Source organism: Alloiococcus otitis ATCC 51267 (assembly GCF_000315445.1).
GTDB lineage: Bacteria > Bacillota > Bacilli > Lactobacillales > Carnobacteriaceae_A > Alloiococcus > Alloiococcus otitis.
The window spans coordinates 60,896-86,284 of sequence record NZ_JH992959.1 but is presented as its reverse complement, the minus strand read 5'-3'; the positions used below and the strand labels follow the sequence as shown (position 1 = coordinate 86,284).

Genomic DNA, 25,389 nt, shown 5'->3' with positions numbered 1-25,389 from the left:
TACGTGAAAGGAAGACTTGCATGGGCCTAGCAAAAGATATTTTAGGCAAAATGAATGACAAACAAAAACAAGCGGTCATGACCACTGATGGCCCTCTCTTGATCATGGCTGGGGCAGGATCTGGCAAGACCCGGGTCTTAACCCACCGGATAGCTTACTTGATCCAAGAAAAAGGGGTTAATCCTTGGAATATCTTAGCCATCACCTTTACCAACAAGGCGGCTGGCGAGATGAAAGACCGGGTCCAGAAACTGGTTAGCCAGGGAGGATCTGGAGTTTGGGTCTCGACTTTCCACTCTATGTGTGTTCGCATTCTAAGAAGGGACGGGGACCAAATTGGCTATAACCGTGCCTTCACCATTGCTGACCCTAGTGAACAGAAAAGTTTGATGAAGCAGGTCTTAAAAGACTTGAATATTGATCCTAAACGTTACAACCCCAAGGCGATATTGGCCGAGATTTCCAATGCCAAAAATGACCTCTTGGATGAGCAAACCTACCGGAAACAAGCTGATGACTATTTTAAGGAAGTGGTGGCTGACTGCTATGAGGCCTACCAAAGACAGCTCCGCCAGTCTGAGGCCATGGACTTTGACGACCTGATTATGCAAACCGTCCGTCTCTTCAAGGAAAAGCCCGATACCCTGTCTTACTACCAGGCCAAGTTCCAGTATATCCATGTTGACGAATACCAGGATACCAACCAAGCCCAATACCAACTGGTTCAACTGCTAGCCCAACGCTTTAAAAATGTTTGCGTCGTGGGAGATGCTGACCAGTCTATTTATGGTTGGCGGGGGGCTGATATGGGAAATATTTTGAATTTCGAAAAAGACTATCCAGAAGCCCAAACCATCTTTTTGGAACAAAATTACCGGTCAACCAAGTCTATAATCAGGGCAGCCAATGATGTTATCCAAAACAATATCAACCGCCGGGACAAGAATTTGTGGACTGCCAACGATGAGGGGGACAAGGTCAGCTTATACGCTGCCCGGAGCGAGCAGGATGAAGCCCAGTTTATCGTAGGGACCATCCATGACCTAACAGAAGGCAAAAAGGCTGGCTATGGGGACATCGCCATCCTCTACCGGACCAATGCCATGTCCCGGGTTATTGAAGAAACCTTTATCAAGTCGAATATCCCCTACAAGATCGTCGGCGGAACCGGCTTTTACCAAAGAAAAGAAATCCGTGACCTGATTGCCTACCTAACCCTAGTGGCTAACCCAGCTGATGACCTGTCCTTTTCACGGATCGTTAATGAGCCCAAAAGAGGGATTGGACCCGGCACCCTGGACAAGTTACGCCAGGCTGGCCAGGAGATGGGTTGGTCGCTTTACGAAACAGCTCTCAATGCGGATGCTACCAACCTGCCTAGTCGGGCTGTCAACAGACTATTAGACTTCAGTCAAATGATTGAAAATTTCAGGAAAATGACGGAATACTTACCGATTACTGATTTGACCGAAAAAATCTTAGAGGATACTGGCTACCAAAAAGCCTTAGAAAAAGACCGGACTCTTGAATCTCAGGCAAGGTTAGAGAACCTACAGGAATTTTACTCCGTCACCCAGGAATTTGACCAGCAAGAAGACGACAACAAGTCACTCTTAGCCTTCTTAACTGACCTTTCCTTATTGTCACCAGCTGATGATGTTGAAGAGGGTCGGGGCCAGGTCACCATGATGACCCTCCATGCAGCCAAGGGGTTGGAATTCCCCTATGTCTTTATCGCTGGTATGGAAGAGGGAATCTTCCCCTTGTCCCGGGCGGCTGAAGACCCGGAAAGCTTGGAAGAAGAGCGACGACTGGCCTATGTAGGGATTACCCGGGCTGAGCAGGCCCTCTACCTAACCCGTGCCATGATGCGCCAACTCTATGGCCGGACCCAGGCTAATCCCAAATCTCGCTTTTTATCTGAAATTTCTTCTGACCTGGTCCAAGACCTTGGTGCTACAACTGGGTCTCTTAGCCAGACTGGGGGGAAAGTTAGCCCTAGACTAGGAGGCCGCAAAGCCAGTGGTTATAAGGCTAATGCTTGGTCTCAGCAATCAGTTGGGGCGACTGGGGCTGAAAAAGAAGACTGGGAAGTTGGTGACAAGGTCCACCACAAAAAATGGGGCCAAGGAACCATTATTGAGATTAAAGGTTCTGGCTCGGACCTCCAGCTCAACATTGCCTTTCCAGATGAAGGGATCAAGCCCTTGCTAGCCAGTTTTGCCCCCATCGAAAAGATTTAGGGAGAGGATAAAGGATGACGCTTGCAAAAGATGAAGCTAGAGAGCGGATTGACCAACTGATTCCAGAATTAAACCAATATGCTTATGAGTATTATGCCTTGGACCAACCGACTGTCCAAGATGAGGTCTATGACAAACTCTACCGGGAGCTGGAAGACCTTGAAGGCACCTACCCTGATTTAATCCAAGAAGATTCTCCTACCCAACGTGTGGGGGACCAATTAGCGGAAGGCTTTAATAAGGTCAGCCATGACACCCCCATGTTAAGCTTGGCCAATGCCTTTAACCGGAAAGACTTGCTGGACTTTGATCGCAGAGTTCGGAACCTAACCGACTTAGATATTGAATACGAAGTTGAGCTTAAGATTGACGGCCTAGCAGTATCCTTAAAATATGACCAAGGCCGACTAGTCCAGGGAGCAACCCGGGGTGACGGGAATATTGGCGAAGACATCACGGCTAACATTAAAGCCATCCAAGCCATCCCTCTTAGATTGCAAGAAGCCATTAGCTTAGAAGCCCGGGGCGAGGTTTACATGCCTAAAGAGAGTTTCCTAAAGCTCAACCAAGGCCGGGAAGAAGAAGGAATGGCCCTCTTTGCCAATCCTCGGAATGCTGCTGCTGGCACCTTGCGCAACCTGGACCCCAAGGTAACGGCGAAACGGCAGCTCAATGTCTTCCTTTACGGCCTGGTCAGTCAAGAATCATTAGCGATTGACCAGCAAGACCAGTCACTGGACTACCTCACTTCCATTGGTCTAAGAACCAATCCGGAGCGCAGGGTTTACTCTAGTATGGAGGAAGTCATTGACTACATCGAAAACTTCCAGGCTAAACGATCCAGCTTAGCCTATGAAATTGACGGAGTGGTCATCAAGGTCAATGACTTTAAGGCTCAGGAAGAAATTGGCTACACCGTCAAGGCACCCAAGTGGGCGATTGCCTATAAGTTTCCAGCTGAAGAAGCCCATACCAAATTGCATGATATTGAATGGACCTTGGGCCGGACAGGGGTAGTTACCCCAACTGCCGTGATGGACCCAGTCCAATTGGCTGGGACCACGGTCAAACGGGCCAGCCTCCACAATGCCGACTTGATCAAGGAAAAAGATGTTCGGCTTGAAGACACGGTGGTGGTGCGTAAGGCTGGGGATATTATCCCAGAAGTGGTCCGGGTTGACTTAGACCAAAGACCAGAGGATAGCAAGCCCTACCCCATACCGACTAAATGCCCAGTTTGCCAAGGAGAATTAGTCCACCTAGAAGACGAAGTGGCCCTCCGATGTATGAACCCCCAATGCCCGGCCCAGGTCTTGGAAAAAGCCAACCACTTTGTCTCCCGCAATGCCATGAATATAGATGGCTTGGGACAAAAATTGATTGAGCAATTATTTAACCAGGACTTAGTCCAAGATACTGGAGACCTCTACTACCTCAAAAAAGAAGACTTAATGGCCTTAGACCGGGTTGGCGACAAGTCAGCCAGCAAGCTACTGGATGCCATTGAAAACTCCAAATCCAACTCCTTGGAGCGTTTACTCTTTGGCTTGGGCATCCGCCATGTTGGGTCCAAGGCAGCCCGGCTAATAGCCGAAGAATTCAAGACCATGGACCGGGTGCGGGAAGCAAGCGTCCAAGACCTAACCCAAATTGATGGCTTGGGCCAAGTGATTGCTGATAGCCTGGTGGAATACTTTAAACTAGAAGAAAGTCAGGCCTTAATCGACAAGTTCGCTCAGGCTGGCCTCAATATGGACTATATCCCAACCCGGTCCTTAGAAGAAAATGACTTGTCTGAATCAACCCAGGCCTTTGCCGGCAAGACCATTGTCCTAACCGGTAAGTTAAGCCAGTTCAAACGCAATGAACTTAAAGAGATCCTGATCGAATTGGGAGCCAATGTGACCGGCAGTGTGTCCAAAAATACCGACTTGGTCATAGCTGGCTCAGATGCTGGGTCTAAGTTGGACAAGGCCCAAGAATTAGGAGTAGAGACCTGGGACGAAGACCAACTACTAGCAGAGTTAAACTAGTTTCAGAAAGTGAGGGAAGCAATGAAGAGGGCAAAATTAGTGAAGATGATGGTGGCAGCCATGAGCTTGACCCTCTTAACTGCCTGCAATATTATCCCTGAAGGAGAGGAAGGCGGGGAGTCAACTTCAAGCGAAGACCAAGTGATTGAAGAAGATAAGGCCATCCAACAATTGGGAGAGGCCCAATATTACCAGCCCTTGATTGACCAAGACGGCAACTACCCGGTCAGCCAAAACCGGGGGACAACATCCCGCTTGAATTCCAATATCAACATGAAGTTGTTCGAAGATGACTTAATCCGCCTAGCCCAAGACTATTTCCCGGTTGAAGACCATTACTTCCAAGAAGGCCAGTACATTTCCTCTGACATGGTCCAAACTTGGCTGGACCGGGAGTCAGAAGACAACCCCGAAGGACTCAATCCTGGAGATGAGGACCAACCCCGCTACTTGAATTCAGTTTTAGAGCATGATTTTTACCAAGTTAATGAAGACGGTAATTATCAACTGGCCGGGATGAGCATCGGTCTTGCCATGAATCCAGAAGATAGCGAGACTGATACTGACCAAGAGATTGACCGCCAGACCTTAATCGACCAAGGACAAGAGATGGCAGATAAAATAGTGGCCAAGGTCAGAGAGCATGAGGATATTGGGGATGACTTGCCGATCATGGTAGGAATTTTTGAGCAGGCAGCCAAGGATGACTTGTCCGGTGGTACCTATATCCAAAAAGGCCTCAGCCAAGGCGGACCTGAGGTAGCTGGATGGGAAGAGGTAGATGAAGAACGCCTAGTATTCCCAGTACAAGGTGGCGAAAGTCCGGAAGTCAATAGCTTTAAGAACTTCCAGTCCCAAGTGGAGTCCTTTTTCCCAAACTTGAACGGAGTCGTTGGCCGGGCCCACTATATCAACGAGATCTTGGCCGACTTGCACATCCAAATTACCACCCAATTCTATGGTAGGGGAGAGATGGCGGCCTTCACCTATTATCTGAATACAGCTGCTATGACTTACCTACCAGAAAACATAAGGATCCAAATTGTGGTCGAATCCCTCGACGGGGTGGAGGCCATCTTGGTCCGTGAATCCAACCAGAATGAATTTGTCAGCCACATATTTGATTAAGTTAGCAGAATGATTTGAGGAGGAAGCAAAGAATGGCAATTGATAGAAGTGCTTTATTCCAAAGCTTGGCCCTGGCTAAGTTAGAGTATGATGATTCCAAGGAAGAAGAGATGTTGAAAGAAATGCAGAAAATCATCGATTTCGTAGAAAGCTTAGACAAAGTCGATGTTTCAGGCGTGAAGGCAACTTACAATGGCAATGACCTCACTACCGTCTTAAGAGAGGACAAGCCAGTGAAGTCTGATGTGCCAGAGCAACTCTTGGAAAATGCACCTGACCGGAAAGATAACTTTATCCAAGTTCCATTATTAGTAGACCGACAAGGAGGCAAGGCTTAATGACATTTGCTTATAACACACTGGAAGAACTCCACCAAGCCCTAGTCAACAAGGAAACAAGTGCTGAGGCGATTGTTGCAGACTTGTATGATCGGATTGACCAATTTGATGGCGACTTAGGAGCCTTTCTACACCTAAACAAGGACCAGGCCCTAGCCCAAGCTAAGGAAGCTGATCAAGCAGGGATTGATCCAGCTAATATCTTGTCCGGTCTACCAATTGGGATCAAAGACAATATTGTCACCAAAGACCAGCCGACAACCGCTGCTTCCAAGATGCTAGAGGATTTTCATTCAGTCTATGACGCAACGGTCGTCAAACGCTTGAAGGAAGCAGGCATGATTTCTCTAGGCAAGTTAAACCTGGATGAGTTTGCCATGGGGAGTTCCAATGAAAACTCCTACTTCAAAATCTGCCGCAATCCTTGGAATTTAAACAAGGTTCCTGGTGGATCATCTGGTGGTTCAGCAGCTGCAGTTGCAGCCGGTTTTCTCCCAGCTTCTTTAGGGACCGACACAGGTGGCTCTATCCGCCAGCCTGCTGCCTTTAACGGAATTGTTGGGATGAAACCGACTTACGGCCGGGTTTCCCGCTTCGGTTTAATTGCTTTTGCTTCCAGTCTAGACCAAATCGGCCCCTTGACCCGGACTGTCAAAGACAATGCCCTGGTCTTGAATGCGATTAGTGGCCATGACCCCCAAGATGCAACTTCCTATCCTGAAAGTCAAGTTGACTTTACCCAGGGGATTGAAGACGGGGTTACAGGCCTTAAAATTGGTGTTCCCCGCAAATTATTTAGAGACTCTGCCTTAAATGACCAGGTTATGGACGTCATTGAAGATGCCTTGGCCAAGTACCAAGCCCTAGGTGCCGAGTTAGTTGAAATTGACTTAGACCATGCCTTGTACGGGACCCCAACCTATTACATCATTGCTTCATCTGAAGCTGCTAGTAACTTACAACGCTTTGACGGGGTGAAGTATGGCTACCGAACAGAGGAATTTAAAGACTTGGACGAACTTTACACCAAGAGCCGGTCTGAAGGCTTTGGGGATGAGGTTAAACGACGAATCATGTTAGGGACTTTCTCCTTGTCTGCGGGCTATGCTGAAGACCACTTTGATAAGGCAGCCAAGGTCCGAACTTTGATTAAAGAAGACTTTAAACAAGCTTTTGAAGGGGTAGACGTTATTTTGACCCCAACCACCTTGACCCCAGCCTTTGACATCGGTGGGAAAATTGAAGATCCATTAAGCTTGTACAAGCAAGATACCTTTACTGTTTCGGTCAACCTGGCTGGTATCCCTGCCATGTCCATCCCATGTGGCTTTGTCGATGGTATGCCAATTGGTTTGCAGTTGATCGGCAACCACTTCGAAGAAAGACTACTTTACCAAGTTGCCTATGCCTACGAACAAGCGACCGGCCACCACACCCAAACACCCAGCTTTGAAGGAGGCAAGTAAGGATGAATTTTGAAACAGTTATTGGATTAGAAGTCCACGTTGAGTTAAAAACCAACTCCAAAATATTTTCACCTGCACCGGCTCACTTTGGTGCAGTTCCAAACGAGAACACCAATGAAATTGATTGGGCCTACCCAGGCACCTTGCCGACAATCAACAAGGGGGCCATTGAATACGGGATTAAGGCAGCTTTAGCCTTAAACTGTGACATCCACCAAGAAACCCGATTTGACCGTAAGCACTACTTCTACCCTGACAACCCTAAGGCCTACCAAGTTTCTCAATCAGAGCGGCCAATTGGTCACGATGGCCACATTGATATTGAAGTCGACGGCGAACACAAGGCCATCCGGATTGAACGGGTCCACTTAGAAGAAGATGCTGGGAAAAATACTCACGGCGAGGACGGCTACTCTTATGTCGACCTCAACCGCCAAGGGACTCCTTTGATTGAGATTGTTTCTGAACCTGATATTCGATCACCCCAAGAAGCCTACGCTTATTTGGAAAAATTGAAGCAAATTATCCAGTATACTGGGGTATCAGATGTTAAAATGGAAGAAGGATCCATGCGGTGTGACGCCAATGTTTCCTTAAGACCATTTGGCCAAGAAGAGTTTGGGACCAAGGCCGAGCTCAAGAACTTGAACTCCTTTAACAATGTCCGCAAGGGGCTCATTGAAGAAGTTAAACGTCAAGAAAAAGAACTCCTAGCTGGCAAGTTGATCCGCCAACAAACCCGCCGGTATGACGAAGATTCAGGCCAAACCCAGCTCATGCGGATCAAAGAAGAGATGGCAGACTACCGCTACCTACCTGAAGCAGACCTCCCCCCTCTTTCTATCAGCGACGAATGGGTGGAGTCAATTCGGAACTCCTTGCCTGAATTTGCTGAAGACCGCCGTAAACGTTACGTCAATGACTTGGGTATTTCTGAATACGATGCCGAAGTCCTAACCGCCAGCAAGGAAATGTCCGACTTCTTTAACCAGACTGTTGAAGCTGGAGCTGACCCTAAACAAGCAGCCAACTGGTTGATGGGGGACATTTCAGCCTACTTGAACAAGGAAAACGTCGAATTATCCGACACCCAACTGACTCCAGAATCACTAGCGGAAATGATCCGATTAATTGACCAAGACACCATTTCCTCTAAAATCGGTAAAAAAGTCTACCTTGTCTTGATCAAAGAAGGAAGTTCCGATGTCCAAGCTCTAGTCGAAGAAAAAGGTTGGGTCCAACTATCAGATCCTGCCCAATTAGAGCCCATCATTAACGACATTTTAGACCAGAACCAACAATCCATTGAAGACTTTAAGGCTGGTAAGGATCGGGCGAAAGGATTCTTAGTCGGCCAAGTCATGAAAGAAACTCGTGGCAAGGCCAATCCACAAGTGGTCAACCAGCTTCTCGACCAGGAGCTAAACAAACGCTAAGTTTACTTGGGAGGAGGATCCCAAATGACCAAAAGAGCGAGGTTAATTTACAATCCAAAGTCAGGCCGGGAGCAGGTCCAAAAACACTTGCCCAAACTCCTCCAAGTCTATGAGGAAGCGGGTTACGAAACTTCTTGCTTCCAGACTAGCCCTGAACCCTTTTCAGCCATGAAAGAAGCTAGAAGGTGTGGCCAGGAAGGTTTCGACTTGATTGTAGCTGCTGGTGGTGACGGAACCATTAACGAGGTAGTAACCGGTATTGCTAAACTCCCGGTCCGGCCTCGCCTGGCCATTTTGCCAGCCGGGACCACCAATGATTTTGCCCGGGCCTTGCGTATTCCTCGGGACAACTTGGTTAAGGCCGCTAAGGTGATCCAAAAAGATGACAGCATCTTGATGGATATTGGCCAAGCCAGTTTAGAAACAGATGATGGACCTAAAAGCAAGTACTTTATGAATATAGCTGCAGCTGGATCCATGACCGAATTAACCTACGAAGTCTCCTCCCAGCAGAAATCCATGTTTGGCTCTTTAGCCTATTTCCTTAAAGGAGCTGAAATGCTGCCCCGCTTGAATGGGACTCCGCTCAAGATTGAATATGACGATGGAATCTATGATGGGGAAGCTTCGGTCGTCTTTGTTACCCTTACCAATTCGGTTGGCGGTTTCGAAAAAATTGCTCCCGACACCGTGATGGGGGATGGCAAGTTTACTTTAATTATTGTGACGACCTCCAACCTTGTGGAACTGACTGACCTGGCCCGGAAGTTAATCCGGGGGGGCAAGCACATTCATGATCCCCAGATTATCTATACTAAAACCAATAGTGTCCGGATTGACTGTCAAAACGACCACAAGCTCCTGATCAATCTAGATGGGGAGTTAGGTGGGCATGCCCCAGTTTCTTTTGAATGTGTCCAACAACACATTTCATTTGTGGCAGACACTCAAGCTATCCAAGCCCGAACCTCGATTAAGAGTCCGCAAGAAGTCCAGCTAGAAAAAGAACTTACCAACCAGGTCTTAGAATCCCTGGATTATATCGATAGTAATGACCCAGACCAAGACTAATAGAAAAAGCAACTTTTGGCGAGCTGTTGGACCACTCGCCGAAGTTGCTTTTGTCTTGTTTGGTGGCCTGGTTGATGCTATAGCTGAGCGTTGAGAGCAGTGAGGGCAGTTGAGAGCAGTCAGACGATTATTGAGCCACGGCCTCGGACGCTTCTAGCATTCAGTTATTGGTTAGGGAGGCCAAGACAGATTTTGACTCTCAGATCTTCCTCCATTTTGGTTGCTAGTCATATGGGATGCTAGAAAGCTTGTCTTGCCATGATAGAGGTGTGCTAACAATGTTGTGTGTCAGGTCGAAAGTTCTATAATTACAAAGTAATTGTAGAATTGCGGTTGTAAAGTTCTATAATCGCAGAGTAATTGTAGAATTACGACTCGAAAATTCTATAATCAAAATACAATAATAGAATTATATCGATTGTTATTTTATAACAGATTGGCTATCAAGTGAGTGCTGGGCATTTTATTCAAGGGACAGGAGCTTTTGAGCTAGATTGATTTTCAATTTCAAACTACTTGATCACGGTCCGCCCGACTAACTAAATTCTAAAATCAACTTCCATCCATTTGAAGCAAGCCCCGACTACCCACACTAAATAAATAAGGTTAGGTGAAAGCATGTCGAAAAGAAAGATTCCTGTTGAGAAAAATCAAAATTACCGCGCTGTCGTCGAAGATTACACCCATGAAGGTTGGGGTGTGGCCAAGATTGAGGGATACCCTATTTTCATTGAAGGCGCTATGGAAGGCGAAGAGGTCACTTTCAAAGTCTTCAAGTCAGGAAAGAGTTTTGCTCAAGGGAAACTGACTGATATCCACCAAGCCAGTCCAGACCGGGTCCCTATTCAAGACCCGGTTTACGCTCAAACAGGGACCATGGATTTGGCTCATATGTCCTATCCTGCCCAATTGAAATTCAAGCAAGGCCAAGTTGAAAATGCCCTTCGCAGGATTGGTAACTTAACAGAAGTCCAAGTCCAAGAGACCCTTGGCATGGAGAGGCCATACCACTACCGCAACAAGGCTCAAGTTCCAGTTAGGGCGGATGCCCAGGGACATTTGGTCACCGGAGCTTTTCGCAAAAAGAGCCACGACCTTATTCCCATAGAAGACTTTCTCATTCAAGATCCGGTTATTGACCAAACCATCATCCAAGTCCGGCAAATTTTAGAAAAATACGGGGTAAAGGCATATAATGACCGGAAAAATACCGGTCACATACGCCATATTTTAGTAAGACGGGGACACTTTACCGGTGACATCATGGTGGTATTGGTGACCCGAACACCCAAGCTCCCCCACAAGCAGGAAATTGTAGGGGACTTGGAGGCAACCGTAGCTCAGCTAGTTTCTGTCGTTCAAAATATCAACCCTAAGAAAACCAACCTGGTCCTTGGTCGCAAGTCCCAAGTCCTTTACAGACAGGACAGTTACCGGGACAGGGTATTGAACCTGGAATTCAATATTTCCCACCAGTCCTTTTTCCAAGTGAATTCTAAGCAAACGGAGTCCCTCTATCGAACAGCCATTGATCTAGCTGATATTCAAGCTGGTGACCAAATTGTGGATGCTTATTGTGGGATCGGCACCTTGACCCTATCTCTTGCCAAAGAGGCAGACCAGGTTTATGGGGTAGAAGTGGTGCCTCAAGCTGTTTCAGATGCCATTAAAAATGCAGACCTGAACCAAATTAAAAATGTCCACTTCGTCCAGGCCAAGGCAGAAAAATGGCTGGTAGACCAAGCCAAGATAGGCATGCATGCTGATTTAATTTTTGTCGACCCACCACGCAAGGGTTTAGATTCTGCTTTTATCGAAGCTGCCATACAAGTTAGACCCCGCCAAATCGTTTATATTTCTTGCAATCCGGGAACTTTAGCCCGCGACCTCAACAAATTCACAGAGGCCAACTACCAGGTTAGCCAGGTCCAGCCGATTGACATGTTCCCACAGACCCACCATGTGGAGACGGTGGTATTGATGACAAGAAAATAGAATAACAAGTTATAAAATTGTTGAATAGGTGGCTTTTAGGATTTTAAAAGAAATCAGTTCTATAATAAATTAAAAATCGTGTTGGTAGAAAAATCGTCTACTTCTACCAACACGATTTTACAAAGAGCCAGTACTTACATCTCTTTTTTTCCTGTAAAACTATTGTATCTTGATACTTTAAGGAGTTTCAATCATTCGATCTGTTAACCGTTATTTTTTGGATCTAAACTTAATAAAATAGCATTAATGGCGACGATGACTGTTGACACAGACATTAGAATTGCTCCTAATGCAGGGCTTAATGTGATACCAATAGGAGCCAAAATTCCTGCAGCTAGAGGGATAGCTATAAAGTTATAACCAGCTCCCCAAAAGAGATTTTGTTTCATTTTACGAGTTGTTTTGTGTGCTAATTCAATAAATGATTCAATATCTCCTGGATCAGATTGAGTCAAGATGACATCAGCTGAATCCAATGCAACTTGAGTCCCAGCACCAACAGCTATACCAACGTCTGCCAAGGCAAGAGAAGGGGCATCATTGACACCGTCACCTACCATGATAACTTTCTTTCCTTCATCTTTAAGTGTTTTAACTAATTCATATTTGTCTTGTGGAGATTGATTTGATCTATATTCAATCCCTAAATCTTCTGCCGCGCCTTGAGCCGCTTTTTCATTATCACCTGTTGCCATAATCGGCTCTATATTGTTATTTTTAAGAGCTTCAATTAAATCTTTACTTGTTGCTTTTAATTCGTCTCCTAAGGCTACAGCACCAATAGCTTCATCATTTTCTACTAAGACACTGAGGGTTGCTCCTTTTGGAATATCCATATCTAGATTACGTCCATATGCTTTTTGACTGACTAATTGGTATCGGTGCCCATTGGCTTTACCTTCTACGCCAGCACCGGATATTACATCAATGAAATCAAAGGATACTGGACTTACACCTTCTTGGTCAGCGAAGCTTATAATTGATTGAGCAATAGGGTGGCTAGATCCTCCTTCAATACCTGCCAGTAAGGCAATGATTTCTTCTTTTGTATATTTTTCATTAAAAAGTTCAACATCTAATACTTTAAACTCACCTGTTGTTAAAGTACCTGTCTTATCTAAAATCATCACATCTGCACCTTGAGCTATTTCTAAGGATTCTCGGTCTTTTACTAGTAAGCCACGACTTGCCCCTAAGCTTGTGCTACGAGCGGTGACCAATGGAATTGCTAGACCCAAGGCGTGAGGACAAGCTATAACTAATGTTGTGATAGCAAATTTTACTGACGTTGGGATGTCCGCTATAAGCGTCCATACTACAAAAGCTATTAGTGCGACAGTTACCGCAATATAGAACAGCCACCCTGCAACCTTTTGAGCAATATTTTCTGCTCTAGAAGGCTGACTTTGAGCTTGGCTAATTAGATTCTGTACTTGAGATATAAAGGACTTATCACCTGTCTCAAGTACTTTAATATAAAGAACCCCTTCCCCATTTGTTGAGCCCCCAATCACTTCATCGCCAGGACCTTTTTTAATTGATTTAGATTCCCCAGTCAAAAGAGCTTCATTTAGACGTGATTCTCCACGCTCGATAGTTCCATCTGCTGGCACATTTTCTCCAGCTTGAACTCGAATTAAATCACCTACCTTTAAGTCAGCAACTGGTCGTGTTTCAATTGAATCATCTTCTAACACAACGTGAGCATCTTTTGGTACTAGCTTAGCCAGTTCTTCTTGTGCATCTCCTGCTTCTCCAATAGCTTTCATCTCAATCCAGTGACCCAATAGCATGATTAATAGTAATGAAGCAAATTCAAAGAAAAAATCCATAATTTGTTCACCTGTTACGTAGCTTGCTATTACAGTATAAATACTATATAAATATGAAACACTTAAACCTAAAGAAACGAGAGCCATCATTCCAGGTTCTTTTTGTTTAAATTCGTCAACTGCCCCTTGATAGAATGGACGTCCACCATAAATAATTAATATAGTAGATAAAATAGCTACTACAATATCAGAATATGGAAAAGTAAACTGGAATGGTAGGTCAAACCCAGCCATAGGGGATAAGAGCATAATAATGATTCCTAGTGGCAATGACTTTAAGAAAAGTTCCTTAAAGTTTCCATGATGATGCTCATGCCCACTGTGCCCACCGTGGGCATGGCCAGCATGATGGTCGTGATGTTGATCCTTATTATGGTCTCTATGTTCTTCCGTGCTTACATGCTCATGTTTTGAGTGATTCATGTCGCCATGATTATGGTGACTGTGGGATGAGTGTTTATTGTTATTCTTCATTTTTAATTCCTCCTTATTCTCCCTTATGATGTAAATTGCATTCACATTGTCCTTCTGGACAATTGCAATCCACTTCTTCTACTGCGAAAGATTTTTTCATCTCTAATATTTTTTCTAGTCGATCTATATCATCGAAGCTTAAGACATGATCTTCAATGATGCTTCCTATTACATTTCCGACTTTCTTTTTGCAAATACGGTTAAAAATATCTTCTGCATAATCCCTTACGGCTTCTTTCTCTTCAATATTGGCAGTGTAAATAAACTTTCTACCTTCTTGCTCTGTATTTAGTACGCCTTTTCCAACTAATCGACCTAAGATCGTTTTGATAGTGGATTGCGTCCAGTCCATTTTTTCTTGCAATATGGAGATGACTTTTTTACTAGTTACTCGATCATTTGACCAAACTACACGCATGACCTCCCATTCAGCATCTGTGATATGAGTATTATATACTATTACACCCATTGTATTTCCCTCCTTATTGTTTACAATTGTAGACTTAGTACTTAAGATAAGTTTACTTTTGTAAACTTATCTTGTCAAGTCTTTTTAATAAATGAAAGCAACGATTATTGCGTTTGTTTTCAAATTTCTTCCTAGTACGATTTGTAAGGTTATCATTGATTTATATTTATCGCTTTTTTAATTCCTTATTTTTAATAATATGTTAAATATGATGATACCTTTTCTGAATTTATTGTTTGGCTAAATATATAGTCATAAATTCACAAATTCTATCCTTTCATTTTTCATGGTAGTTTGGTTTAATTCATTTAAGGAACTTTACTCAAAATTTATAGATTTATTTAAATGAAAGTTGTGCAATTGATTCATCTTATTAAGAAAAATCTGGAGAAGTTTTTCACAAGAATATAGGGTCTATTGTTTAAAAATTAGTGACTATGTAAGGTTTACAACCGATTTTTATTCTGTACTTTTATCCAATGGATTTAATGGGCTAAAACTTTGAGATGGTGTTAAGAATCAAGGACAAAAATTAAAAAGTGATTTTATGTAAATTGGTTATTGTGCAAGTTTCGAAGGTTATATAGTAATAAATTTAAAATTTGTCTTTATATAAAGGTTATAGGAGAAATCTTCACACAATAACTATAAAGCTTGAAATATCAATGTAAGAAAGGGTGATAGAATCAAGTTTAGTTGATAAGATAAAAGTGAATAGAGGGCTTTGTCTTAAATTTACATCCCCATCAATGACAGGAATACCAGATAGGATAATACTTCTGCCAAAAGCAAAGATTGAATTTATTGAAACAAAAAGACCTGGAAGAGAACCAAGACCAATTCAAAAAAAGGATAAGCCATTTAAAAAATTAAATTTTAAGGTTTATGTTCTTGATTTTAAAGAAAATATTGATGAAATAATAAAGAGAATCGAAGATGACAACTTGGAATACACTCTACGTAAATATCAAAACTATCCTACTGAATTTATAAAAGAAAATAGAAAATCGTCACTTTTACTAGATATGGGTTTAGATAAGACGGTTATAGGCCTAATGGCTATAAAAGATTTATTTTTTGATGCTTTTGCAATTTCTAAAGTTTTAATCATAGTACCATTAAGAGTTGCTAGATATACTTGGAAAGAAGAGATAGAAGGGTGGTCCCACCCTGATATCTTAAAATATTCAGTATTAATAGGTAGTGAAGAAGAAAGAATAAAAGGAGTAGATATATTCCCAAGAACGAGGCTTTCCTAAAAATTTAAATTTTATCAATACTGACCACTCGAGCCATGTGGAGTGTGTGATGGTGCTTGATCAAACAGATGAATAGGACTTAAGTTTTAGTAGAAAAATAAAATATCCAAAAGCTATCACCCGCCGAAGGGAAATGGGTAATCTAGAAGCCTAAAGTAGAAAAGATACATAATGATACCAAGGAAGGTTTACAGATCGTTTTGTCTCTTTTTTATTGTATAATGATTAAAAAGATGGTAAGGAGTTTTAGATAAATGTCAGTGTTTTTTGTATTCCAGGGTACAACCTATGATGATGAACGTAAGGGTGGATTCGTTTGGTCTCCACAGTTGAACAAGCGTGGAGGTAAAAATAGAGGTTTTACCAATATGACTTATATAAAAAAAGAAGATTTTATAGTCCACTCAGCTAATCAAATGATTAAGTCAATCAGTATAGCTCAAACGGATTGTTATGAAGCTGATAGACCTGACTATACGACAGCCGAAGAAAATCTGTGGGACAAGCAAGGCTATATGGTGAACACCTTGTATAAAGACTTAGATCAGCCTCTGAAACTCAGTAAACATAGAGAGTGGCTAATTGAAAATTATAGACCAAATAGTGCTTTTCTGAAAGATGGAAGAGGCAAACAGCAATATATGTGCTTACTGGATGAAGACCATGCTATTTATTTTTTAGAAGAAGCGATAAAAATACAAAACTCTGAAGAAGCTGTCAGGGTGTTAAAAAGGGCTCTGCAAGATATAATTGGAGAAAAAGAATCAGAGTATGACGTGGTTGAAAAGCAGGTAATAGATAATTTAGTAGACAATGAAGCTGATGTAGTACCAGAGTGGACGGGAGAGCAAAGAGCTCAAGAAATGACAACTGCTTCTTTTGAAGAAAGACAAAAGCCAAAGCGTAATCCTAAAGTTGCAGCAGCTGCCTTGCAAAGAGCAGGCTATCAGTGCGAATTTAATCCGAATGACAGGATTTTTTAAGAAAAAATAATAAGGGGTATACTGAACCTCACCATCTTATTCCTATCAGTCAATATCGTGATTTTGATTATACCAAGTACAGTCTTGATGTGATGGAAAACATTGTCTCTTTATGTAGTCATTGCCATAATTTGCTTCATTATGGAAAAATGGAAGATAAAATTCCCCTTTTGAAAAAATTGTATGAAGACAGACAAGCTGCCTTGGCCCAAGTTGGACTAGAAATATCATTTGAGGAATTAAAAGCATACTATGAATAGTCCTCTTACGAAAAGGAATGGGAGATTGCTATGGATAATTTGGTTTATAGTTTGAGGTCTTTTCAAGCAGAAAATAAAGCGGACTTTCGCAAGAAGATCAAAACTTTGATGACTAACAAAGGTTATGATAATAAAGAATCACAGATCATTTCCTGGAATGACTGCTTTGATTTTTTAAAGCGGCACCTGCCTTTCAGTCAGCTTGCTCCAGAACTATCTATTATTTTTGAATACATGTTGCCCCTTGAAGGAGGTAAAAGACCGGATGTCATTTTGCTTAGTCGCAATAAGGTCTTAATTCTAGAATTCAAACGAAAAAATGATGTTACTCCGAAAGATCTGGAACAAGCTATTAACTACCGTAAAAACATAGAAAATTACCACTATGAAACTGCAGACCATCAATTGATCGTTCATTCGTATGTGGTATATACACTGGACGATGTAAGGCCCTACAAGGACCGTAGTATTGCCATCCTAACAGCGGAAAATTTTTCTAGAGAAATGACTAAAGAATTGCTCGGACAAAGTGCATATACTGATGTTGAGAAATGGCTAGGATCAAAATACCAGCCTTTAGAAAGTCTAGTTAAAGCGACAAAAGATTTATTTGATTCTGGAAGATTGCCACAGATTAAGCGCATTGAAGAAAGTGATATTAGTGAGGCTCTGGAGGCTATTAGGAATATCGTTAATAGGGGTCAAGGCCAGAAGAATCTCATTTTTATTAGTGGTGTCCCGGGTTCTGGCAAAACGTTAGTAGGCTTGAAATCGGTGTATGACTATCTTGAAAGTAGTTTAAACCCCATTTTTCTTTCAGGAAACGGGCCACTTGTAGACGTCTTGCAAAAATTGTTATCGACCTCTGGATTAAATGAGGGTAGCAGCGCAATAAGGAAAATGCACCAATTTATAAGTGAGTATTATGCAAATAATTCTGGACTTGAGTATACCAAGCAGTCGGATAACCAGTTGATTGTCTTTGATGAAGCCCAACGTGCCTGGGATGATAAACGAAATAAGGAGTATGGGAAAAGCGAACCTAAAGTTTTGCTTGATATTGCAGACAGAATATTTGACCAACACCAGCAAGTTAGCTTAATTTGCCTTATCGGAGACGGTCAAGCTATTTATACTGGTGAAGAAAAGGGGATGGCTCTATGGCATGAGGTGGTAAAAGATAGGCAAGACTGGAATGTCTTTATACCCAAGAGCTATGAGTCAGAATTCCAAAGAGCAAATTATCAAATTAATGATGACTTATTTTTAGATGTATCCATCCGCAATGATTTTATTAATATTGTGCCCTGGATTGATAGTATACTAACGGCCGATCTTGAAGGAGCACAAAAAGCATTTATTGAAATCTTCAAAGCGGGGTTCAAGGCTCGTTTGATCCGCAATCCCCAGATCTTACCAAGAATTGCGCAGAAGACGAAAGATGCATTCCCCAATGACCATGTGGGACTCTATATTTCCTCAAAGGTACCTAAATGGAATTTTAAAAACATTTTCCCTGGACAGGATGTTGACCAATTATATAATAAGCAATCAGTCAATTGGTATTTGAAGACGGCTCACAAACTCAAGCGTGCAGCAACTGAGTTTCAAAGCCAAGGCTTGGAATCTGAGTGGCCAATCGTAACTTTTGGCGGAGATTATTACTTGAAAAATAATCAATGGGTTATTGCAGATTCTGTTAAAAATGATAAGAGAAATCAACAATTTGAGGATTTCCCTACTATTGTTGAAAATATTTACCGGGTACTCTTGTCCAGAAGTCGAAAGGGTATCTATATTTATATTCCTGAATTTGATTACTTAGATGAACTTTATGACTTCTTTAAACAGATGGGAATCCAAGAAATAAAATGATTTCTGTTAATCAAAGTCTATAGTTAGTTGGTATGCTTGGAGTATTGACAAAGATACAGCAAGACACAAAGGAAGTAAATGGAAATTGAAAGATAGAAGTGGTAGAAGAAGAGCATCTTTGGATGGTAACGGGAAGGTTTTAGGCAAGTGATTGAAAAAGAAAATTTAGAAAAAATAGAAAGACTATTTAATTTAGATTCTTGGTATATTGTCAGTCCATTTTTAAATATCTACCCTTATGAAAGTGATTTTGATCATTTACAAGAGTATTTTGAAAGGGAATATTTACATGAGTGTTGTGACAGTATAAAAAATATTATTTAGGATTATTTGTTACGATGATTCAATTGTATATCTAACAGAATTTTATGAAGACAATCCGCTTAAAAGATTTGAAGAATATGAGTATCATAATTTTAGAGACAAAGGGTTAGATGAAATCAGTACAGCATTAGAGTTAGTCATAATTAAAGGAAAACTCATATGAATGTTTATATTCCATCTAAAAGTAGCGTTATAACTATTGGTTCAGGGTTTGATACTACTATTTACTCTGAAAACGATAGATTTTTAAAAGAGACTAAGCTATATGTTGAATCTGAGGGGTTATTTCTTATAAAAATAAATTAAAAGGCCTTTTGTCAAATGAAGTAGAACCCCTATATACTCAAGGTCTATGAAACCTGTCAGCCGATTACAAGGACCAGCCTTTGTTTGGTGACAGGTTAGTAGACCTTTTTGCATAAACGGTTAGTTTTGTTGGCTTTTTAAGTATATAATAGATTGGTAATAGCAAGTTTAGGAGGTGGTCAAATGAGACTCTGGCACCAAGACTTCATCAACCGCTTGCCTAGGCAGCAACTCCTAGGCCAACACAGAGAATGTTGTGCCTTACGGGGCAAAGGCTGGGGCCGGCCCCACACTACTGTACAGTACGTTTTTGAACACAGCCCCTATAAGTTATACCAGTATCATTGTTTGGTGATGGGAGAAATGGAAAACAGAGGCTACCATGTTAACCAAAAATGGAAAGATCCCTATTACAGAGGCAAGTCCTGCCCCCCTTATGACCAGCTTGAAACTAGTAAATTTACCCAGCCTATCTATCCAGAACATGACGAAAACTACAAGCAGGAATGTTTGGAAAATTTAGCTCAAAAAGGTGTGGACTTGAATAAGTAGGGTGGAAAAAATTGCTAAGCTTTTGGATCCAATTATGACCGATTGATGAGGAGTACTATGGCAAAAAAATTGAAAGACTATTATGACCACACTTACTTGGATAACTTTGCAAATAAGCTATTGTCAGTGACTAGCAGATTTGACAAAGAAGAATTTTTGAACTTAACGAAAGCCAAAATCCTGGACTTGAAATTTAGTCAAAGGCAGGACCTGGTGGCAAGGGCTCTAGCTCAGTCCATTAACTTGGGCTATGAAGATACATTAAAAGTTTTTAGCCAAATACTTGGTCCTGAACTCAGGGGTAATGCCGGTGCTTTTACGGAAGGTTGGTGGCTGTGGCCGGTGGGGAGATTTGTAGAACTTTTTGGACCAGCTCATTTCCATGTCAGTATTGACTTCAGCAAGGAGCTGACCAAACGCTTTACCTCGGAATTTTGCATGCGTCCCTTGATCAAAAAGTACCCCGAACGATCTTTGACTATTTTAAAAGACTGGAGCCAGGATGACCACGAGCGGGTCCGGCGACTCTCCAGTGAATGCCTACGAATTCGCCTCCCTTGGGCTAAGAAGATGACGGTGGCCCTTGATTACTTTAATGATTATGTAGAAATCTTATCCAACTTGAAGGACGACAAGGACAAGTACATCCAAAAAAGTGTGGCCAATAACCTCAACGACCTCTACAAGGAAGCCCCTGACAAATTTCACTCCATTATCCATGATTGGCAGAAGGGGCAGCCTAGCAAAGAATGCCTTTGGGTCATCAAGCATGGGTCTAGGAATGTGGAGGAGGGTTAGGTTGAGCTGAAAATACTAGAAGAGATACGAATACAACCTAGTTATCGATTCAACAAATGATATAATAAACATAATAAGCAATACTAAGGTGGTTCTATGTCTAAAGAAGTTTTTATTGAAAAAATACCCTTTACGAAGGAAGCTATAGATCAATTTCGTAAAGATCAATTATATCCCACAAAGGACTCAACGAAGTTTTTTCTAAACTATCCAACCGTTTACATAGCTAATCACACTAAAACGGATAAGAAAGATGATAAGTATAATGTCTATGTTGGGGAAACAAGCAATATTTATTTTCGTACCCTACAACATTTACAAAGAGACCCAAAAGATCGCAAAGACTGGGAAAAAATTGTTATTGCTGGAGATTCTTCCTTGTATATTATTGGACATAAATTCTTTAATAAATCACTTACTTTAGATATTGAAAACCGTTTAATGCTTTACTTATCCAGTGTCGAAAATATTGACACAGTCTACAATCGACGAACAAACCAACAAAATGAATACTATACTTCAGAATGTTTAGATAGAGTATTTTCACAGATATGGCGAGGCTTACGGAATATTGACCAAAATCTATTTCCTTTAGAGGAAATCATTAAAGATTCAGCACTGTTTAAGGCCTCTCCCTTTCATAAACTGACCGATGAACAAAGTCATGCTATCAATCAAATCAAAACGAGAATAAAAGAGGCTTTAAACACAAATAAGTCGAAACAATTAATTCTCTTAAAAGGAGCTGCTGGAGCAGGCAAAACGGTGGTATTGAGTTCTTTGTTTTATGACCTATTTCATGATGAGGAGGATGCTGATAATCCAAACAAGCTTAACAATAAAGACAATTATCTTTTGGTTAACCACCAGGAGCAGTTAACTATCTATGAACAAATAGCTAGAAAACTCAATCCGATTGATAAAAAATCCAAGCGAGTAGCCAAGCCTACCTCTTTTATTAACCATCATGATCCAGATAATAAGGCTGATGTTGTATTAGTTGACGAAGCTCATTTACTGTGGACCCAAGGGAAGCAATCCTATAGAGGGGAGAATCAACTAAAGGATATTATCGATAGAGCTAGAGTTGTAGTGGCTGTGTTTGATGAAGATCAAATTTTACAAACCAATCAAATTTGGGAGGAAAAGCCAATTAAGCAAATTCTCCGCGACTCAGAAATGACTGTTATATACCTCCACAAGCAAATGCGGATAAACTCGAATCCAGAAACCTTAAAATGGATCAGGGATTTTATTGATTCAAAAGAGATTAATGATATTCCGAAAGATTCAAAGTTTGACTTAAGGATATTTGATAATCCAGGAGATTTAGAAGAGGCTATTCGAGTGAAGGCTCAAAATGATGAAAAAGGCCTTTCCCGTGTTACTGCTACCTATGACTGGGATTACAGTAGTGCCTCAAAACCGACGTACAGTGATTACTGGTATGTAAGTGAAGAAGATTGGAAAATGCCATGGAATAAACAACTTATAGAAGAGAATAAAGAGCAAAGGAAGAAAAACAAAGATCTATCCTGGGCTGAGCAACCACATACGATCGATGAAGTGGGGTCTACTTACACGGTCCAAGGACTTGACTTGAATTTTGCTGGGGTGATCATTGGTCCTTCTGTAAAATATCGAGATGGTCGTATTATTTATGATCCAGATAGTAGCCATAATAAAAATGCCACCCAAAATCGTACAATGATAGATGGTTCCAAAGTTAAACACGGTGAAACACTATTAAAAAATGAATTAAATGTCCTACTAACCAGAGGGGTTAACGGCTTATATATCTATGCTGTAGACGAAGAACTTAGAAATGCTTTACTAAATGCTGACCAGAGAGAAGATCACGAATAAGCTTAATCTTTGTTTAAATGATGTAAAAGAGTCCCATTGGAGCAGACCAGTTAACCATATTTTGAAAAGGAGGCCAATATGAAGCTAACCACCGACCGACTCACTCTTCGCCCTTTTAACCAAGGGGACCTGGCTGATGTTTTTAAATTCTATTCCAATGACCAAGTCTGCCAATACCTCTTGGAAGATCCTTGGCAAGACCAAGACAGGGAAGAGAAATTTCAAGAAAAACTGAATAACCATAACTTGGACAAGGAGTCTGCTTTGAATTTAGCCGTCCTATTAGACAATACAGTAATCGGCGATATCTCCGTATGGTATACCGACATGAAAGACACGGTTGAGCTTGGCTATGTTTTTAACCCTTCCTATTCCGGGCAGGGCTATGCTAGGGAGGCAGTTCGAGCAGTCATTATGGAACTTTTTTCTACCTTCCAAGTACACCGCATCCAAGCTAACTTGGATGCTCGCAACACAGCTTCAGCAAATTTATGTCAGAAACTTGGTATGCGAAGGGAACCCCATTTTTTGCAAGATTTTTGGAACAAAGGCGAATGGACAGATAGTTATGTTTACGGGATGTTAGAAAGTGACCTGTGATCCTTTTACCTCTAGCCAACAAAACATTAAAGAAAAATGAAAAAATCCTTGCTTTATATCCCTCCTATGGTAGAATAATCTTACAAGTTCATAAAGGAGAAGATCAAATGAACCAGCAAGTGCTCAATTTAAAGACTAACTTCTTCTTTAGCTATTTTAGATACAGTTTGTAGCCATAAGTCAGTCATTATGGATACAAACTCAGTCAGCAAACTGAATTGTATCTCTAATGGCTAAAGCTATTTAAGCTGGATCGGCCACCTAGAGAATTAATCTAAGTGGTCGCCAGAACCCAACCAATTAGCTACAGCACCTATTTAGATTAAGACTCTAGATAGGTGTTTTTATTTATTCCAAAGGAGTAACTTGCTACAATTGGAGGGTATATGGGATGAAAAAAAGATTCGCATCGCTAGTATTGGTCTTGCTTGGCTTACTCTGCTTCACCAGGTCAAGCTCAGTCACGCAAAGGGTAGAAGCAAGGGGTTCGGACTCGGCCATTTCGGAGGAAGTGGATTTGGCGGAAGGGGAAGAGCCTCGTCAGATTGTGGTAGGGACTACGGGGCAGACCAAACCTCTCAACTACTTCGACGATAATAAAGAATTGACCGGCTTGGAAATTGATATTTTAGATGAAATAGACCAGCGTTTGGAGGAAATTGAGATTACATATGAGATTACTGAATTCCCTTCCCTCTTTGCTGGCTTGGATTCAGGGAAATTTGACCTGGTGGCCAACAACTTGGGTGAAAATGAGGAACGGCGTGACAAGTATCTCTTTTCTCTCTACCCTTATGTCATCACCCACAATGTTATCATTACGGACACCGACCAGCCGGCTAATTTAGACTTGGAAGACTTGGCAGGCCAGTCCTTCGGGGTAGTTCCGGCCTCGCCCCAATCCATGTTTTTAGAAAATTGGAATGACCAAAACCCAGACTTGGCGGTGGATATCCAGTATGTGGACTCGGACCCGTCCACCATTATCCGGGATGTCTACAATGGCCGCTTTGATGCCACGATTTACAAGACCATTTATTTACAGGATGTCCAGGAAACTTTTGGTATTGAACTCCAGTCCCACCCTATTGAAGATGAAGAGGCCATCCAACCGCCCGGGTCTTACTTTATCTACCGGGTCCAAGATGAAGACTTAAGAAATTTAATGGATTCAGCTCTGGCGGAAATGCGGGAAGAGGGTAGGCTGGCTGAACTGAGCCAAGTTTACCTGGGCCAAGATGATACTGAACTTACTCCAGAAATGATTGCCAAAAATGATGCCATCGAGGCCGAAAGACTGCAAGAAGGCCAGGTTGACCCTGATCAAGAAAGGGAAGACCAAGACCAGTCAGAAGCTGCAAGTGGTAAGATCTTTGCCCCAGAAGCCATTGTCCAAATGCTGCCAGATATTTTGGCAAGGCTGCCTATCACGGTCTTGCTTTAGGCTTTTTGCTGGCGGTTATCCGGCTGAAAGAGGTCCCTGTGGTCAACCAATTGCTCCAGGTTTTTGTTTCCTTTATGCGGGGAACGCCTCAACTGGTCCAGCTCTTTTTAGCCTTTTATGGCTTTCCCTTGGTGGTGGAGTGGGTCAACCAGCAAGCGGGCTGGAACTTGGATGTCAATGGGATACCAGCCTTGGTCTATGTCTTTGTGGCATTTGGCTTGAATGAAGCGGCTTATAATTCAGAAACTTTCCGGGCAGCTATCCTGTCAGTTGACGACAAGGAAATTGAAGCAGCCAAGTCCATTGGCTTAACTGACCGGCAGACCATGCGGCGGATCATCCTGCCCTCTGCCCTAGTCGTTGCCATCCCCAATTTGGGAAACAGCTTGATTAGTTTATTGAAAGGGACCTCTTTAGCCTTTACCGTAACTGTGATTGATATTATGGGCCAAGCTCGGATTTTAGCCGGTGCTAACCTTCGTTTCTTTGAAGCCTATATTGCTGTAGCCCTCCTCTACTGGCTCTTTTGTATTTTAATCGAGCGCGGGGTCGGCTACTTAGAGCGACGACTGAATATACCAGACCGGCCAAGCCAAAAGCAAGCGCCCAAGCTAGACAGTAAACAAGCATAGGAGGG

At 42.1% G+C, this 25,389-nt stretch carries 20 protein-coding genes and 1 pseudogene; 19 read left to right on the top strand and 2 right to left on the bottom strand.

Translation table 11 applies throughout. The features are described 5' to 3' along the window. The first annotated feature begins 20 nt into the window (after positions 1-20). The 8 genes from pcrA (at position 21) to rlmD (ending at position 11,710) form a co-directional block, all read left to right on the top strand. Complete coding sequence (pcrA, locus tag HMPREF9698_RS05200; RefSeq protein WP_003778033.1) at positions 21-2,243, top strand: DNA helicase PcrA; 2,223 nt, start codon at positions 21-23, stop codon at positions 2,241-2,243. 14 nt (positions 2,244-2,257) lie between these two features. Beyond that, positions 2,258-4,276, top strand: coding sequence for an NAD-dependent DNA ligase LigA (gene ligA / locus HMPREF9698_RS05195; protein WP_003778031.1), 2,019 nt, complete (start codon positions 2,258-2,260; stop codon positions 4,274-4,276). Between the two features lie 21 nt (positions 4,277-4,297). Then, on the top strand, positions 4,298-5,404 hold the full coding sequence (locus HMPREF9698_RS05190; protein WP_003778029.1) for a CamS family sex pheromone protein: 1,107 nt from the start codon (positions 4,298-4,300) through the stop codon (positions 5,402-5,404). 32 nt (positions 5,405-5,436) lie between these two features. Beyond that, a complete protein-coding gene (gene gatC / locus HMPREF9698_RS05185; protein ID WP_003778027.1) occupies positions 5,437-5,742 on the top strand; it encodes an Asp-tRNA(Asn)/Glu-tRNA(Gln) amidotransferase subunit GatC in 306 nt (101 codons plus the stop codon). Then, a complete protein-coding gene (gene gatA, locus HMPREF9698_RS05180) occupies positions 5,742-7,208 on the top strand; it encodes an Asp-tRNA(Asn)/Glu-tRNA(Gln) amidotransferase subunit GatA (protein ID WP_003778026.1) in 1,467 nt (488 codons plus the stop codon). Before gatC ends, gatA begins: the two co-directional genes overlap by 1 nt. Positions 7,209-7,210: 2 nt before the next feature. Further along, positions 7,211-8,644 (top strand): Asp-tRNA(Asn)/Glu-tRNA(Gln) amidotransferase subunit GatB, encoded by a 1,434-nt coding sequence (gene gatB / locus HMPREF9698_RS05175; protein WP_003778024.1) that lies wholly within the window; start codon positions 7,211-7,213, stop codon positions 8,642-8,644. A gap of 24 nt (positions 8,645-8,668) precedes the next feature. After that, positions 8,669-9,715 carry a diacylglycerol kinase family lipid kinase gene (locus HMPREF9698_RS05170; RefSeq protein WP_003778023.1) on the top strand — a complete coding sequence of 349 codons (1,047 nt, stop codon included), beginning with the start codon at positions 8,669-8,671 and terminating at the stop codon, positions 9,713-9,715. 618 nt (positions 9,716-10,333) lie between these two features. Continuing rightward, entirely contained in the window at positions 10,334-11,710 is a 1,377-nt protein-coding gene (gene rlmD, locus HMPREF9698_RS05165) for a 23S rRNA (uracil(1939)-C(5))-methyltransferase RlmD (protein WP_003778021.1), read from the top strand. A 203-nt stretch (positions 11,711-11,913) separates the two neighbouring features. Here the strand turns inward: rlmD and HMPREF9698_RS05160 are convergent, their stop codons facing one another. Beyond that, on the bottom strand, positions 11,914-14,016 hold the full coding sequence (locus HMPREF9698_RS05160; RefSeq protein ID WP_003778019.1) for a heavy metal translocating P-type ATPase: 2,103 nt from the start codon (positions 14,014-14,016) through the stop codon (positions 11,914-11,916). A 13-nt stretch (positions 14,017-14,029) separates the two neighbouring features. After that, a complete protein-coding gene (locus HMPREF9698_RS05155; protein WP_003778017.1) occupies positions 14,030-14,485 on the bottom strand; it encodes a CopY/TcrY family copper transport repressor in 456 nt (151 codons plus the stop codon). A gap of 677 nt (positions 14,486-15,162) precedes the next feature. Between HMPREF9698_RS05155 and HMPREF9698_RS09070 the strand changes: the two genes are divergently transcribed. The 11 genes and pseudogenes from HMPREF9698_RS09070 (at position 15,163) to HMPREF9698_RS09060 (ending at position 25,384) form a co-directional block, all read left to right on the top strand. After that, positions 15,163-15,744 (top strand): SNF2-related protein, encoded by a 582-nt coding sequence (locus HMPREF9698_RS09070; RefSeq protein WP_218914955.1) that lies wholly within the window; start codon positions 15,163-15,165, stop codon positions 15,742-15,744. A gap of 254 nt (positions 15,745-15,998) precedes the next feature. Next, positions 15,999-16,727, top strand: coding sequence for a hypothetical protein (locus HMPREF9698_RS05145; RefSeq protein ID WP_003778012.1), 729 nt, complete (start codon positions 15,999-16,001; stop codon positions 16,725-16,727). A 29-nt stretch (positions 16,728-16,756) separates the two neighbouring features. Continuing rightward, positions 16,757-16,855, top strand: a pseudogene (locus HMPREF9698_RS09285) (HNH endonuclease); the annotation flags it as partial. Between the two features lie 162 nt (positions 16,856-17,017). Next, positions 17,018-18,862, top strand: coding sequence for a DNA/RNA helicase domain-containing protein (locus HMPREF9698_RS05140; RefSeq protein ID WP_003778009.1), 1,845 nt, complete (start codon positions 17,018-17,020; stop codon positions 18,860-18,862). Between the two features lie 147 nt (positions 18,863-19,009). After that, a complete protein-coding gene (locus HMPREF9698_RS08825; RefSeq protein ID WP_003778008.1) occupies positions 19,010-19,186 on the top strand; it encodes a hypothetical protein in 177 nt (58 codons plus the stop codon). 489 nt (positions 19,187-19,675) lie between these two features. Next, positions 19,676-20,044: a TIGR02328 family protein gene (locus tag HMPREF9698_RS05135; protein WP_003778004.1), complete on the top strand. Its 369-nt coding sequence runs from the start codon at positions 19,676-19,678 to the stop codon at positions 20,042-20,044. A gap of 57 nt (positions 20,045-20,101) precedes the next feature. After that, complete coding sequence (locus HMPREF9698_RS05130; protein ID WP_003778002.1) at positions 20,102-20,842, top strand: DNA alkylation repair protein; 741 nt, start codon at positions 20,102-20,104, stop codon at positions 20,840-20,842. Positions 20,843-20,938: 96 nt separating this feature from the next. Continuing rightward, a complete protein-coding gene (locus HMPREF9698_RS05125; protein WP_003778000.1) occupies positions 20,939-22,708 on the top strand; it encodes a DUF2075 domain-containing protein in 1,770 nt (589 codons plus the stop codon). 78 nt (positions 22,709-22,786) lie between these two features. Continuing rightward, complete coding sequence (locus tag HMPREF9698_RS05120) at positions 22,787-23,308, top strand: GNAT family N-acetyltransferase (RefSeq protein ID WP_003777995.1); 522 nt, start codon at positions 22,787-22,789, stop codon at positions 23,306-23,308. A gap of 391 nt (positions 23,309-23,699) precedes the next feature. Next, positions 23,700-24,752 (top strand): transporter substrate-binding domain-containing protein, encoded by a 1,053-nt coding sequence (locus tag HMPREF9698_RS09065; RefSeq protein WP_003777993.1) that lies wholly within the window; start codon positions 23,700-23,702, stop codon positions 24,750-24,752. A gap of 38 nt (positions 24,753-24,790) precedes the next feature. Continuing rightward, positions 24,791-25,384: an amino acid ABC transporter permease gene (locus tag HMPREF9698_RS09060; protein ID WP_003777991.1), complete on the top strand. Its 594-nt coding sequence runs from the start codon at positions 24,791-24,793 to the stop codon at positions 25,382-25,384. Positions 25,385-25,389: the final 5 nt, after the last annotated feature.

Excerpts from the sequence above, each read along its gene's own strand:
- pcrA (WP_003778033.1), top strand. The coding sequence starts at position 21 with ATGGGCCTAGCAAAAGATATTTTAGGCAAAATGAATGACAAACAAAAA.
- ligA (WP_003778031.1), top strand. The coding sequence starts at position 2,258 with ATGACGCTTGCAAAAGATGAAGCTAGAGAGCGGATTGACCAACTGATT.
- HMPREF9698_RS05190 (WP_003778029.1), top strand. The coding sequence starts at position 4,298 with ATGAAGAGGGCAAAATTAGTGAAGATGATGGTGGCAGCCATGAGCTTG.
- gatC (WP_003778027.1), top strand. The coding sequence starts at position 5,437 with ATGGCAATTGATAGAAGTGCTTTATTCCAAAGCTTGGCCCTGGCTAAG.
- gatA (WP_003778026.1), top strand. The coding sequence starts at position 5,742 with ATGACATTTGCTTATAACACACTGGAAGAACTCCACCAAGCCCTAGTC.
- gatB (WP_003778024.1), top strand. The coding sequence starts at position 7,211 with ATGAATTTTGAAACAGTTATTGGATTAGAAGTCCACGTTGAGTTAAAA.
- HMPREF9698_RS05170 (WP_003778023.1), top strand. The coding sequence starts at position 8,669 with ATGACCAAAAGAGCGAGGTTAATTTACAATCCAAAGTCAGGCCGGGAG.
- rlmD (WP_003778021.1), top strand. The coding sequence starts at position 10,334 with ATGTCGAAAAGAAAGATTCCTGTTGAGAAAAATCAAAATTACCGCGCT.
- HMPREF9698_RS05160 (WP_003778019.1), bottom strand. The coding sequence starts at position 14,016 with ATGAAGAATAACAATAAACACTCATCCCACAGTCACCATAATCATGGC.
- HMPREF9698_RS05155 (WP_003778017.1), bottom strand. The coding sequence starts at position 14,485 with ATGGGTGTAATAGTATATAATACTCATATCACAGATGCTGAATGGGAG.
- HMPREF9698_RS05145 (WP_003778012.1), top strand. The coding sequence starts at position 15,999 with ATGTCAGTGTTTTTTGTATTCCAGGGTACAACCTATGATGATGAACGT.
- HMPREF9698_RS05140 (WP_003778009.1), top strand. The coding sequence starts at position 17,018 with ATGGATAATTTGGTTTATAGTTTGAGGTCTTTTCAAGCAGAAAATAAA.
- HMPREF9698_RS05135 (WP_003778004.1), top strand. The coding sequence starts at position 19,676 with ATGAGACTCTGGCACCAAGACTTCATCAACCGCTTGCCTAGGCAGCAA.
- HMPREF9698_RS05130 (WP_003778002.1), top strand. The coding sequence starts at position 20,102 with ATGGCAAAAAAATTGAAAGACTATTATGACCACACTTACTTGGATAAC.
- HMPREF9698_RS05125 (WP_003778000.1), top strand. The coding sequence starts at position 20,939 with ATGTCTAAAGAAGTTTTTATTGAAAAAATACCCTTTACGAAGGAAGCT.
- HMPREF9698_RS05120 (WP_003777995.1), top strand. The coding sequence starts at position 22,787 with ATGAAGCTAACCACCGACCGACTCACTCTTCGCCCTTTTAACCAAGGG.
- HMPREF9698_RS09065 (WP_003777993.1), top strand. The coding sequence starts at position 23,700 with ATGAAAAAAAGATTCGCATCGCTAGTATTGGTCTTGCTTGGCTTACTC.